At 75.9% G+C, this 12,049-nt stretch carries 10 protein-coding genes; 1 reads left to right on the plus strand and 9 read right to left on the minus strand.

The genetic code is table 11. The annotated features are described in order from the left end of the window. Window positions 1-2: 2 nt before the first annotated feature. Together BJP25_RS24055 and glmS are read right to left on the minus strand one after the other, a co-directional pair. Complete coding sequence (locus BJP25_RS24055; protein ID WP_075977260.1) at window positions 3-1,424, minus strand: NAD(P)H-hydrate dehydratase; 1,422 nt, start codon at window positions 1,422-1,424, stop codon at window positions 3-5. A gap of 7 nt (window positions 1,425-1,431) precedes the next feature. After that, a complete protein-coding gene (gene glmS / locus BJP25_RS24060; protein WP_075977261.1) occupies window positions 1,432-3,291 on the minus strand; it encodes a glutamine--fructose-6-phosphate transaminase (isomerizing) in 1,860 nt (619 codons plus the stop codon). A 91-nt stretch (window positions 3,292-3,382) separates the two neighbouring features. On the opposite strand from glmS, the gene BJP25_RS24065 reads away from it, so the two are divergent. Beyond that, window positions 3,383-4,201, plus strand: a complete 819-nt coding sequence (locus tag BJP25_RS24065) for a dienelactone hydrolase family protein (RefSeq protein ID WP_075977262.1) — start codon at window positions 3,383-3,385, stop codon at window positions 4,199-4,201. A 50-nt stretch (window positions 4,202-4,251) separates the two neighbouring features. On the opposite strand, the gene BJP25_RS24070 is transcribed toward BJP25_RS24065, so the two are convergent. The 7 genes from BJP25_RS24070 to glmM form a co-directional block, all read right to left on the minus strand. Beyond that, complete coding sequence (locus BJP25_RS24070) at window positions 4,252-4,509, minus strand: hypothetical protein (protein WP_075977263.1); 258 nt, start codon at window positions 4,507-4,509, stop codon at window positions 4,252-4,254. Continuing rightward, window positions 4,506-6,884 carry a hypothetical protein gene (locus BJP25_RS35110; RefSeq protein ID WP_075977264.1) on the minus strand — a complete coding sequence of 793 codons (2,379 nt, stop codon included), beginning with the start codon at window positions 6,882-6,884 and terminating at the stop codon, window positions 4,506-4,508. Before BJP25_RS35110 ends, BJP25_RS24070 begins: the two co-directional genes overlap by 4 nt. Beyond that, the gene (locus tag BJP25_RS24080) at window positions 6,884-7,189 is read right to left on the minus strand and encodes a hypothetical protein (protein WP_075977265.1); all 306 of its coding nucleotides are present in this window, start codon (window positions 7,187-7,189) and stop codon (window positions 6,884-6,886) included. The genes BJP25_RS35110 and BJP25_RS24080 overlap by 1 nt, the downstream gene beginning before the upstream one ends. A 143-nt stretch (window positions 7,190-7,332) precedes the next feature. Continuing rightward, window positions 7,333-7,893 carry a hypothetical protein gene (locus tag BJP25_RS24085; protein WP_075977266.1) on the minus strand — a complete coding sequence of 187 codons (561 nt, stop codon included), beginning with the start codon at window positions 7,891-7,893 and terminating at the stop codon, window positions 7,333-7,335. After that, window positions 7,890-10,163, minus strand: coding sequence for a hypothetical protein (locus tag BJP25_RS24090; protein WP_075977267.1), 2,274 nt, complete (start codon window positions 10,161-10,163; stop codon window positions 7,890-7,892). The genes BJP25_RS24085 and BJP25_RS24090 overlap by 4 nt, the downstream gene beginning before the upstream one ends. Further along, entirely contained in the window at window positions 10,163-10,522 is a 360-nt protein-coding gene (locus BJP25_RS24095; protein WP_075977268.1) for a hypothetical protein, read from the minus strand. Before BJP25_RS24095 ends, BJP25_RS24090 begins: the two co-directional genes overlap by 1 nt. Window positions 10,523-10,610: 88 nt before the next feature. Further along, a complete protein-coding gene (glmM, locus tag BJP25_RS24100) occupies window positions 10,611-11,945 on the minus strand; it encodes a phosphoglucosamine mutase (RefSeq protein ID WP_075977269.1) in 1,335 nt (444 codons plus the stop codon). Window positions 11,946-12,049 lie beyond the last annotated feature (104 nt).

Raw genomic sequence — 12,049 nt, forward strand, 5'->3', positions numbered from 1 at the left:
CCCTAGCCGACCACGTCCCGGATGGCGTCGGGCACGGCGTCGACGACCTTGGACGCCGACGTCGGCGCGCCCGCCGCGGCCAGTTCCCCGGCGCGCACGTGCACGAAGGCCGCGGCGCCGCCCGCCAGCACCGGGTCGAGCCCGGCGGCCAGCAGGGCGCCGACGACGCCGGAGAGCACGTCGCCCGAGCCCGCGGTGGCCAGCCAGTGCGAGCGGGCCGGGTTCACCAGCGCGCGCCCGTCCGGGCCCGCGACGACGGTGGCGTGCCCCTTGAGCAGGACGGTCGCGCCCAGCTCGGCGGCCAGCGCCTTCGCCGCAGCCACCCGGTCGGCGCCCAGCTCGATCCCGCGCGGTTCGGCGACCCTGGCGAACTCGCGGTCGTGCGGGGTGAGCAGCACCGGCACCCCCGGGTCGCGGGCGTCCCACAGCTCGGGGTGCTTGGCCAGCAGGGTGATCCCGTCGGCGTCCACGCACACCGGCACGCCCTGCTCCAGCACCGCCCGCAGCACGTCCCTGGCGGGGTGGCCGGTGCCCATGCCGGGCCCGGCGACCCACGCCTGCACCCGCCCGGCGTCGCCCACCGAGCCGGTGACGACGACCTCGGGGTAGCGCCGGTTGACCTCCTCGGCGGCCGACCCGGCGTAGCGGACCATGCCGGAGGTGGCGCGCACGGCCGACCCGGTGGCCAGCACGGCCGCGCCGGGGTAGGTCGAGGAGCCCGCGGTGATGCCCACGACGCCCTGGGTGTACTTGTCGTCGTCGGCGCCGGGCAGCGGCCACGCGGCGGCCACGTCGGCGCGGTCGAGCACGCCGAAGTCGGGGTCGGGCAGGTCCAGGCCCAGGTCGACGAGGGTCAGCGCGCCGCAGCGCTCGGCCGCGAGGAAGTGCACCGGCTTGCACCCGCCGAAGGTGACCGTGGCCGCGGCGGTGACGGCGGGCCCGTCGACGGCGCCGGTGTCCGGGTCGACGCCGCTGGGCAGGTCGACGGCCAGGACCGGCGCGTCGAGCCGGGCCACCACCTCGGCGGCGGCGGGGCGCAGCGGGCCGCGCGCGGACAGGCCCACGATCCCGTCGACCGCCAGGTCGGCCCTGGTCGGCGCCTGCACCACGCGGCCCCCGGCCGACCGCAGCGCGGCCAAGCCCTCGGCGTGGGCGCGCTCGGGGGCGAGCAGCAGGGCGTCGACGGCCACCGCGCGCTTGCGCAGGAACGCCCCCGCCCACAGCGCGTCGCCGCCGTTGTTGCCCGCGCCGACCAGCAGCAGCACCCGCCGCCCGGCCACCCCGCCGGTGCGCTCGCGCAGCATGGCCAGCGCCTGCCGGGCGATGCCCCACGCGGCGCGGCGCATCAGCGCGCCGTCGGGGGTGACGGCGAGCACCCGCTCCTCCGCCTCGCGGATCCGGTGCGTCGACCAGGCGCTTCGCATACCGCCGCTACTCCACCGTCACGGACTTGGCCAGGTTGCGCGGCTTGTCCACGTCGTACCCGCGGGACCGGGCGATCTCCGCGGCCAGCACCTGCAGCGGCACGGTCGAGACCAGCGGTTGCAGCAGCGTCGGGACGGCGGGCACCTCGATCAGCTCGTCGGCGAACGGGCGCACGGTCTCGTCGCCCTCCTCGGCGATGACGATCGTGCGCGCGCCGCGGGCCTGGATCTCGGAGATGTTCGACACCAGCTTCGAGTGCAGCACCGCCCGGCCCTTGGGCGAGGGCATGACCACCACGACCGGCAGGCCCGGCTCGATCAGCGCGATCGGGCCGTGCTTGAGCTCACCGGCGGCGAAGCCCTCGGCGTGCATGTAGGCCAGCTCCTTGAGCTTGAGCGCGCCCTCCAGGGCCACCGGGTAGCCCACGTGGCGGCCCAGGAACAGCACCGCCTTGGCGTCGGCCAGCTCCCGGCCCAGCGCCTGCACCCTGGCGGTGGTGCCGAGCACGGTCCGCACGGCCTCGGGCATCGCGGCGAGCTCGTGGAACTCCCGCGCCACCTCGTCGGGGTACTTGGTGCCGCGGGCCTGCGCCAGGGCCAGGCCGACCAGGTAGTTCGCCGCGATCTGGGCGAGGAAGGCCTTGGTGGAGGCCACGCCGATCTCCGGGCCCGCGTGGGTGTAGAGCACCGCGTCGGACTCGCGCGGGATCTGCGCGCCGTTGGTGTTGCACACCGCCAGCACCCGCGCCTTCTGCTCGCGGGCGTGCCGCACGGCCTCCAGGGTGTCGGCGGTCTCCCCGGACTGCGACACCGCCACGACCAGGGTGTCGCGGTCGAGCACCGGGTCCCGGTAGCGGAACTCGCTGGCCAGCTCGACCTCGACGGGCAGCCGGGTCCAGTGCTCGATGGCGTACTTGGCGACCAGGCCGGAGTGGTAGGCCGAGCCGCAGGCGACGACGAACACCTTGTCCACGTCGCGCAGGTCCTGGTCGGACAGGCGCTGCTCGTCGAGCACGACGCGCCCGCCCGCGAAGTGCCCGCGCAGGGTGTCGGCGAGCGCGGTGGGCTGCTCGTCGATCTCCTTGAGCATGAAGTACTCGTGGCCGCCCTTCTCCGCGGCCGAGAGGTCCCAGTTCACCGTGAACGGCTTGACCGGGGCCGCCTCGCCCGCGAAGTCGGTGACGTCGTAGCCCTCGCGGGTGATCGTCACCACCTGGTCCTGGCCCAGCTCGACGGCCTCGCGGGTGTGCTCGATGAACGCGGCGACGTCGGAGGCGACGAAGGTCTCCCCCTCGCCCAGGCCCACCACCAGCGGCGAGGAGCGGCGGGCGGCGACGATCAGGTCCGGCTGGTCGGCGTGGGTGACCACCAGGGTGAACGCGCCCTCCAGCCTGCGGCACACCGCGCGCACGCTGGCGGGCAGGTCACCGGCGGTCTCGCCGCTGGTGTAGGCGAGCCCCACCAGGTGCGCGGCGGTCTCGGTGTCGGTGTCGCTGACCAGCTCGACGCCCGCGGCCTCCAGCTCGGCGCGCAGCGCGGCGAAGTTCTCGATGATCCCGTTGTGCACCACCGCGACCCGGCCGGTGGTGTCCCGGTGCGGGTGGGAGTTGCGGTCCACCGGCGCGCCGTGGGTGGCCCAGCGGGTGTGGCCCATGCCCGCGGTGCCCGCGAACCCGTCCCGGCCCACCTCGTCGAGGCGGGCCTCCAGGTTGGCCAACCGGCCCGCCTTGCGCTCGACCGCGAGGCCCTCCCCGGCGAGCACCGCGACGCCCGCCGAGTCGTACCCCCGGTACTCGAGCCTGCGCAGACCGTCGAGCACGACGTCCAGAGCAGCCCGGTGTCCCACGTATCCCACGATTCCGCACACGCGACCAGAGTAGCCGGCGCGGCGGCCGACCCCCCAGCCCCGCCCCGGCGGGCCGCGGGCGACCGGTCGGGTGCCCCGCTAGGCTGCGCGCATGGCACGCAAGGCCAAGGCCCTCCTGGACGAGCTGTCGCGCCCCGGCCCGCACCGGGTGCTGCGCGGCGACCTGGCGCTGGTGGGGATGCCCGGGGTGGTGTGCACCCCCGCCGCGGGCCTCGGCCTCCCGGCGGTGGCCTTCGGGCACGGCTGGCTCCAGCCCCCGCACCGCTACCACGGCCTGCTGCGCCACCTGGCGTCCTGGGGCATCGTCGCGGCGGCGCCGGGCACGCACGTGGGCCCGCTGGGCTCGCACCGCCTGCTCGCCGCCGACCTGAGCACCGCGCTGGACGTGTGCGTCGGGGTGCGCCTCGGCGAGGGCGACATCAGCGTGGACCCGGGCAAGCTCGGGCTGGCGGGCCACTCGACCGGCGGCGGCAGCGCCGTGCTGGCCGCGGCCGCCGACGACCGGGTCAAGGCCGTGGCGACCCTGGCCGCCGCGCAGACCCGCCCGTTCGCCACCGAGGCGGCCACCGGGTGCACCGCGCCGTCGATCCACCTCGCCGCGGGCAAGGACGTCGTGGCCCCGCCGGTGGGCCACGCCGAGGCGATCGCGCGCGCCTGGGCCGGGCCCGCGCGGGTGTGGACGCTGCCCAAGGCCGGGCACATGGGCTTCACCGAGGGCAAGCACTGGAGCGGCCTGCTGGTCTCCGGCGGCTCCGAGGGCACGACGCGGCGGGTGGCCCGGTCGCTGCTGACGGCGTTCTTCCTGGCCGAGCTGGCCGGGCAGCGCCACTACGCCGCGCTGCTGGACAACCCGGTCAAGGGCGCCCAGCTCAGCTACGACAGCGAGGCCGAACTGGCCCCCAGCGCGTGAGGGGGTGGGCCCCGCGCCGGGCCCACCCCACCCACCGCTCCCCCACGCGGTTACTCGTCCTCGTCCGCCCCGAACCGCATCACGTAGGACTTGGGCGCCGTGGTGCGCTGGTGCTTGCGCTCCTCCTTCTCCGGGGCGAGCTGCACCTGCCCGAACGCCTCGGCCGACGCGCGCGCCACGGCCTCGGTGTTGGCCCTGGCCCGCGCCGCCGCGGCGGCCAGCGCCTGCTCGGCGTCGGCCTGGGCGTCGCGGGAGGTCGCCGCGGCCGCGGCGAAGCGGGCCCTGGCCCTGCTCAGCACGGGGTTCACTGGTTGACCTCCGGTTCGAGCATGCCCTTGAGCCGGGCGAAGCGGTCGAAGTCCTCGTCGAAGACGTCGTCGGCGATGAGGTAGCGGTTCGGCTCGCGTTCGCCGCCGCCCGCGGCACCGCCGCCGCCCGCGCCGCCCATCATCGGCATGCCGCCGAAGCCGCCGCCGGTCCCGGAGCCGGAACCGCCCGAGGGGGCGCTCCCGCCCGCGGCCGCCATGCCCTGCGCGGCGGGGGCCGGGCCGCTCGCGCCCGCACCGGCGTAGGAGCCCTCGCCGGTCGGGGCGGAGCCGGGCGCGCCACCGGTGACGGCACCGCCGCCGCCGAAGCCCGCGCCGCCACCACCGCCGCCGCCCATCGCACCACCGCCACCGCCCGCACCGCCGCCAGCACCGGCACCACCGCCGCCAGCGGCGAGGTCGACCGGGGCCGCGGCCGGGACTGCGGCGCCGTCGAGGCGGCCGCTGAACGCCCCGGAGCGCGCGGCGTCGGTCGGGTCGGCGAAGTCGACGGTGTAGGACTTCGGGTCGGCCCCGTCTGCGCCCGGCGCGGTGAGGACGATCTTGCCGTCCGCGGTGCGCTCGGCGGTGAGGCCGCCGTCGAGGGCGATCTTGCCCGTCTCCGGGTCCGGGGTGAGCGCCGCGGCCCGGCGCTCGGCGCCCTGCGGCCCGAAGTCGGCACCCTGCCCGGCCTGGCCCGCGGGGCCGCCCTGGCCGTCCTGCGGGCCGAAGTCGAGCTGGTAGGTCTTGGGCTTGCCGTCGCCGGTGTCCACGGTGAGGGTGGCGCGGCCCTGGGCGTCGGGCTCGGTGACGGTGTAGGTGGTGTCACCATCGGTGATGGTGACCTCGTCGCGCGGGCCCCGCCCGACGCCGCCGAGCAGGCCGTCGGCGCCGTCGGTGGCCCCCGGTTCCAGCTCGCTCTTGCCCTTGCCCGCCCCGCGCAGCTCCTCGACCGCCCGCGCCGCCTGCTGCTCGGCGTCGCGCCGCGCCTGCTCGGCCGCCGCCGCCGCGTCGGTGCCGCCGCCCGCGCCCGCACCGCTGCCCGCCCCGGCACCCGAGCCCGCACCCGCGCCGGACCCCGAGGGCATCCCCGCGCTGGAGGGCGCCGTCGCGCCGCCGCCGGTGCCCCCACCGCCACCGCCGCTGCCGCCACCGGCGTTCTGCACCTCGCCGGGCCCCTGCTCGCCGGAGGTCCGCCCCTCCTGCGGGTCGACCTGGATGCCGCCCGCGAGGTCGGTGAACGGGTCGGCGGGGATCTGCGCGAGGCCCTGGGTGATCGCGTCCCAGCACTCCTGCACGGTCTGCTTGGTGGCCCGGCACACCTCGTCGAAGGACTGCTTCTTCTGGTCGAACAGGGCCACGAAGGTGCCGTTGAGCCACTTCGCGGCGGCCTCGGCGGCGATCTCGCGCACCTGGGGCCCCGCGAACAGCCAGGTGACCTCGGAGAAGAACATGTCGTTGAAGCCGGAGAACATCGGCCACCCGCGCATCGCGCGCAGCTCGTCGCGGTCGGCCTCCTGGCGCGCGGCCCGGATGACCCGGAACACGTCCTCGGGGGTCAGCCCGTCGACGGTGTCGCCCTTGAGCGACAGCACGGTCTGCGCGCGCCGGGCCACCGCGGTCTCCACGTGCCCGATGCCCTCGGTGACCAGCGTCGAGGCGGTCTCGGCCGCGTCGCCGACCGCGGTGCCGTGCGCGACGAGCTTGCCGCCGTAGGCGCTCGCGGCGTCGGCGGCCGGGCCCGACCACACCCCGTGCAGGTCGTTGTTGGCGGTGCTGATGTCCAGGGTGGCCTCGGTCAGCTCCGAGTGCGCGGTGGCCATGGCGGCGGCGTCGGCGCGGAACTTGGCGAAGGCGATGCCCTTGAGCTCGTCGTAGACGGCCTCGACGTCGCGGTGCAGGTCCGGGCCGCCGCCGCGCCAGTCGTTGTGCGGGGGGATGAAGTAGTTGAAGAACATCATCCCGCGCGAGCCGGGTTCGAGCAGCTCGTCGGAAGTGGCCACCCCCGGCCCGCCCGCCTCGGCGGTGCGCCCGGCGGCGTCGGCCAGGTCGTCCTCGGCCTGCGCGGTGGCCCGGTCCCAGCCCGCCCGCCGCAGCTGCTCGTCGAGGGTCTGCTGCGCGGCGTCGCGGTCGTCCTCGGAGCGCCTGTGGAACTGGCCCCCGAACACCTCGTCCGCGACGCCGTAGCGCTCGGCGTACTCCAGCACCTCGTCGCGGTTGTGGTTGAAGTCGTCGGTGCCCTTGTCGCCGCCGAAGGCCAGCGGCGACCCGCCGCTGGCCTCGGCGTAGGACCGCAGGATGCGCGCCTTGTCGTCGTCGGAGACGCTGGGGTCGTCCAGGACGGCCTTGACCTCGTCCCAGGTGCTGCGCTCGGCCATCAGTGCATCGCCCCCTGGACGTTCCCGGTGTTGGCCTGCTCGGTCTCGGCGTACTGGCGGTGGGTGTCGGTCAACCGGTCGCCGTAGGTGCTCGTCGCCGTCGCGTACGCCCGGATGCTGTGCACCAGGTGGTCGCGCAGCGCGGCGGTGTAGGCGCTCCCGGTCCCGGCGAACGCCCGCCCGAAGTCGGCGTCGCCCACCTGCCCGTGGTCCACCGCGTCCGCCTGCGCCCCGATGGGCTCGGCCTGCGCCTTGACCCTCCCGGCGATCCCGGCGAGCTCACCCCCGGTCGTGTACCCGTCCACAACGATCGCCTCTTCCCGCTGTCCGCCTTTGCCCACTGCGACGACCGGACCCCGCCGCCCGGTTCCGCTTCCTTCACCAGTGCAAAACGGACGCCCCACCCCCGAGGTGACGGGGGTGGGGCGTCCGGTGTCGTCCACAGTGGTCAGCGGTTCATCCAGCTCCGCTCGGACCAGTCGCCGTCGTCGTCCTCGGACCGGGCCGCGGGCCGGGGGGACCGCCGCTGCGGGGCGTGCGGCGGGGGCGGGCTCACCGGCGGCACCGGCGGTGCCACCCGCTCGGCCACGTCCTCGTCCTCGCCCCCGAACGACAGGTACCGCTCCGCCCGCGGCCGCTCCACCACGACCGGCGGCGGCTCCGGCGCCCGCACCGGGGGCGGGGCGGGCTGCTGCACCGGGAAGGCGTCCGTGGGTGCGGCGCTGCCCTGCTGCAACTCCTCCGCCCCGAAGGACAGCACCGTCGACCGCTCTTCCCGCTGCCACGTCGCCTTCGGCTGCTCCTGGGCCTGCCCCCGGTCCTGCTGCGCGGTGGCCCGCGCGACCATGCCCTCCACCTGGGCGCGCTCCTGCGCCCGCTGCTCGGCCGTGCGCTCCGCGCGGGCGGCGAAGTCGCCGTCGACCTGGGCGAGCGAGGCGCGGCGGGCGTAGGCGGACTCCTCGAACGGGGCCTGCGCGGCCCGGTACAGCGGGTGCTCCTCGATGCTCATCGCCGCACCTCACCGCCGATCGGGCCCGCGGGCCACTCGTCGTCGGCGTCGAACAGGTTGCCGATGGTGCGCCACGGGCTCGCCTGCCGCTCGGAGTCACCGCCCTGGCCGCCACCGCCCCCGCCGCCGCCCATGCCCCCGCCGCCCATCACGCCCCCGCCGCCGAGCGCCGAACCCGCCTGCTGTCCGGGCTGGTCGCCCTGCGGGGACGCGCTGGCCAGGCCTGCCTCACCGGCGCCTGCGGCCTGCATGCCCTGGTCGGTGCCGCCATCGTCGTGCGGCGCACCGGATCCCGGGTCCTGGTCGGCGAACAGGCCCGAGCCCGCCGACCCCCACTGGTCGTCGGTGGACGTGAACGCCGACGACGCGTGCGTGCTCCCCCAGTCCGCTGTGGCGGGTTGGGCGAAGGCCTGGTCGGGCTGGGCGGGAACGGCCTGCGGCTGGGCGAACGAGACCGGCTGGGCGCTGGGTGCCGCGCCACTGTGGACCGGTGCGCCCTGCTGCTGGGCGGTGGGCTGCTCGGGTCGGCCGTGACCGCCCGGGACCTGCCCGGCGGCCTGCTGCGGGTCGGCGGCCTGGCCCTGCAGGTCGACCGCGTACGTCGTCGGCTTGCCGCTGCCGTCGTCCAGGGTCAGGGCGACGCCGTCGCCCTCCCGCACCGCGGACACCGCCAACCCGCCGTCCTGGAAGTGCGCCACCCCGTCCGCCCCGGCCTGCACGAATTGACCGGGCTGACCGGGCACCTGCCCGCCATCCGGCCCGAACGCCTGCTGCGGCAGCGACCCGGGCTGGCCCGCGGCGCCGGGCAGCCCGGGGGCGCCCGGCGTGCCCGGGCCCGCGGCGCCCGCCCCGGTGGTCTGCTGGTCGGCGAAGGAGAGGGTGTAGTGCTTGGGCTGCCCGGACCCGTCGTCGATGGTGACCTCGACCTGGCCGCGGCTGTCCGGGCTGGACACGGTGATCTGCCGGTCGCCATCGGTGATCGTCACCGTGCTGGGCTGCGCCGCGCCGGGCTGGCCGAGGCCGGGCACCTGGTCGGCGCCGGGGCCGGTCAGCCCGCCGGGGTCGGTGAGCCCGCTCGGGTCGGTCGTGCCCGCTGCCGGGTCCTCCGGCGCGCCGGGCGGTTCGAAGATCCCGGTGGTGTCGGGGGGCTCGGGCACCTTGGCCGCGACGGGCTGCGACCCGCCTCCGCCACCGCCCTGGTTGCCGCCACCACCACCACCGCCTCCGCCTCCGGTGTCGACGGCCTGCGCACCGCCGCCGTCGTGCTTCCCGGCGTCCTTCTTGCCCGCGTCGTCCTTCTTCTCACCGCCGCCGTCATCCGGCGGGGGCTGCTGGGCCTGCGGCGGGGGTGCCACCTCGGCGAAGGGGTTGGTGGCGGTCGGCTCGCCCACCTTGGCGATGGTGTCGATGCCGCTGACGGTCGTGGCGAACTGGTCGAAGTCGCGCTTGATGGCGTCGACGGCGGTCTTGATCCGCGCCCGCCACTCGGTCACCACGTCGTCGTACTCGCCGCAGAGCTTGTTGAACACCTCGATGAAGACCTGGATCGCCTGCAGGTTCTGCATGCCCTCGGGGAAGGAGTCCACCGAACCGAAGAAGGTGAGCGCGTCCTCCTCGATGCACTTGATGATCACGTCTTCCATCTTGGGGTGCATCGCCGCGATCCGGTCGAGCTTGTCCAGCTGCTCGTGCAGCCCCTGCTCGGACCCCGCGGCGCTGCCGGTGTTGTACGTGCCGCCGCGCTGGCCCGCGTCGCCGAACGCCGCCAGCTCCAGCAGCGAGTCGCGCACGTTGTGCCAGAGCCCGTCGATGGCCCCCGACAGCAGGGCGTTGCTGTCCTCGTACTGCTTGGCACCGCCGACCACCTGGTCGAACTTGGCCATCGCCGCGTCGGCGGCCTCGCCCTTCCACACCGCGGAGATGCCGGTCTTGGCGCCGGTGAACGCGTCGGTGAGCTTGGAGCCGATGGTGGCCATGTTCGCCAGGCGCCCGCGCATGTCCCACCACGCGCCGAAGTTGATCGGCTCCAGCTTCGGCAGGTCCTTCTCCTCGTCGCCGTCGCCGTAGACCCAGGCACCCCAGTTCGCGCCGCGCAGCGGGTTGCGGCGCCAGCGGTCGTAGACCCCGCCCAGGTGCTCCCGCTTGAGCTTGTCGCGCAGCGTCTGCACCCGGCCCAGGATGCTCGCGCCGGTGTCGCCGGTGTTCACGTGGGGCGGCGGGTTGTCGGTGACCCCGAAGATCTCGTTCGCGGAGTTGGTGACCGCGCCCATCAGATCGCGCCCCCCGGCCGCCCGAGCGGGCTGCTGCCGCTGCTGTAGCGGGCCGCCTCGGTGGTCTCGGTGGTGTCCTGCAGGCCCGCCGACGACAGCAGCGCCTGCTCGGTGGCCGTGGCGAGCTGGCTGACGTACCCCAGCGACGTGCCCAGCGCCGTCACCGCCGCCATGAACTGCTCCCCCGTGCGCGCGGCGACCGGCAGCTCACCGAACTGCTCGGCGGTCAGCGGGCTCGCCACCGCGTACCCCGCCGCCGCCTGCAGCGCCTCGGCCAGGTGCCCGAACTCGCGGCCGATCTGCTCGACGGCGGCCGGGTCCATCTGCGTGCCGCCACCGCCCTGGTTCCCCTCCGGCATGGCATTCCCCCTTGTCCACGGTGTTCAGGGGGAATCTACCGAGGGTGGTGGGGTGGCACGGGGGGAACGGCGTCACCGGGGGTGGGGTTCACCCGGCTGCGGACACCACCGCGGCGAGGCGGTCGGCGCAGGACTGGGCGAGGTCCTGGGTGGGGGCCTCGACCATGACGCGGACGAGCTGCTCGGTGCCGGAGGGGCGGAGCAGGACGCGGCCGGTGTCGCCGAGCTCGGTCTCGACCTCGGCGACGGCCTGGCCGACGGCGGTGGAGGCGGCGACGGCGGCCTTGTCCGCGACGCGGACGTTGACCAGGACCTGGGGGAGCTTGCGCATGACGCCCGCGAGCTCGGCGAGGGGCTTGCCGGTGGCGGCGATCCTGGCCATCAGGCGCATGGCGGTGAGCAGGCCGTCGCCGGTGGTGGCGTAGGCGGGCAGCACGACGTGGCCGGACTGCTCGCCGCCGAGGGCCAGGCCGGCGCCGCGCAGCTCCTCCAGCACGTAGCGGTCGCCCACGGCGGTGCTGCGCAGCTTGACGCCCGCGTCGCGCATGGCCAGGTGCAGGCCGAGGTTGCTCATCACGGTGACGACCAGGGTGTCGTCGACCAGCTCGCCGGACTCGCGCAGGGCCAGGGCCAGCACGGCCATGATCTGGTCGCCGTCGACGACCTCGCCAGCGGCGTCCACGGCCAGGCAGCGGTCGGCGTCGCCGTCGTGGGCGATGCCCAGGTCGGCGCCCTCGGCCAGCACGGCGGCGCGCAGCGGTTCGAGGTGGGTGGAGCCGCAGCCGTCGTTGATGTTCTCGCCGTCGGGCAGGGCGTTGATCGCGATGACCTCCGCGCCCGCCTCCCGGTAGGCCTGCGGGGCGGCGGCCCAGGCGGCGCCGTTGGCGCAGTCCACCACGACCTTGAGCCCGTCGAGCCGGTTGGGGGTGCTCGCGAGCAGGTGGGTGACGTAGCGGTCGTGGGCGTCGGTGATGTCGTAGATGCGGCCGACGCCCGCGCCGGTGGGCCGGGCGGCGGGGGCGGCCACCGCGGCCTCGATGGCGTCCTCGACGGCGTCGTCGAGCTTGTGCCCGCCCGCGGCGAAGACCTTGATGCCGTTGTCGGGCATCGGGTTGTGCGAGGCGGAGATCATCACGCCGAGGTCGGCGCCGAGCGCGCCGACCAGGTGCGCCACGCCCGGGGTGGGCAGCACGCCGACCTGCAGCACGTCCGCGCCCGCGGCGGCCAGGCCCGCGCACACCGCGGCCTGGAGCATCTCGCCGCTGGCCCGCGGGTCGCGGCCGACCACGGCGACCGGGCGGTGCGCGGCGCCCGCGGGGGCCAGCACGGACGCGGCGGCCGCGGCGACCGACAGCGCCAGCTCGGGGGTCAGGTCGCGGTTGGCGAGCCCCCGGATTCCGTCGGTGCCGAACAGGCGTGCCATGTGGTGCATCCTCCGCTGCGGTGGGGTGTGGGGGCAACTGGGGTGGGGGAGGTCGAACGGCCGGGGTGGACGGTCCCCGGAACGCCGGAAGGAGCGGCAGGCCG

Source organism: Actinokineospora bangkokensis (genome assembly GCF_001940455.1).
Taxonomy (GTDB): domain Bacteria; phylum Actinomycetota; class Actinomycetes; order Mycobacteriales; family Pseudonocardiaceae; genus Actinokineospora; species Actinokineospora bangkokensis.

Bases quoted from the DNA above. Each gene is read 5' to 3' on its own strand.
- BJP25_RS35110 (WP_075977264.1), bottom strand. From the start codon at position 6,884: ATGGCCGAGCGCAGCACCTGGGACGAGGTCAAGGCCGTCCTGGACGAC.
- BJP25_RS24090 (WP_075977267.1), bottom strand. From the start codon at position 10,163: ATGGGCGCGGTCACCAACTCCGCGAACGAGATCTTCGGGGTCACCGAC.
- BJP25_RS24065 (WP_075977262.1), top strand. From the start codon at position 3,383: ATGGCACGCAAGGCCAAGGCCCTCCTGGACGAGCTGTCGCGCCCCGGC.
- glmM (WP_075977269.1), bottom strand. From the start codon at position 11,945: ATGGCACGCCTGTTCGGCACCGACGGAATCCGGGGGCTCGCCAACCGC.
- BJP25_RS24055 (WP_075977260.1), bottom strand. From the start codon at position 1,424: ATGCGAAGCGCCTGGTCGACGCACCGGATCCGCGAGGCGGAGGAGCGG.
- BJP25_RS24095 (WP_075977268.1), bottom strand. From the start codon at position 10,522: ATGCCGGAGGGGAACCAGGGCGGTGGCGGCACGCAGATGGACCCGGCC.
- BJP25_RS24085 (WP_075977266.1), bottom strand. From the start codon at position 7,893: ATGAGCATCGAGGAGCACCCGCTGTACCGGGCCGCGCAGGCCCCGTTC.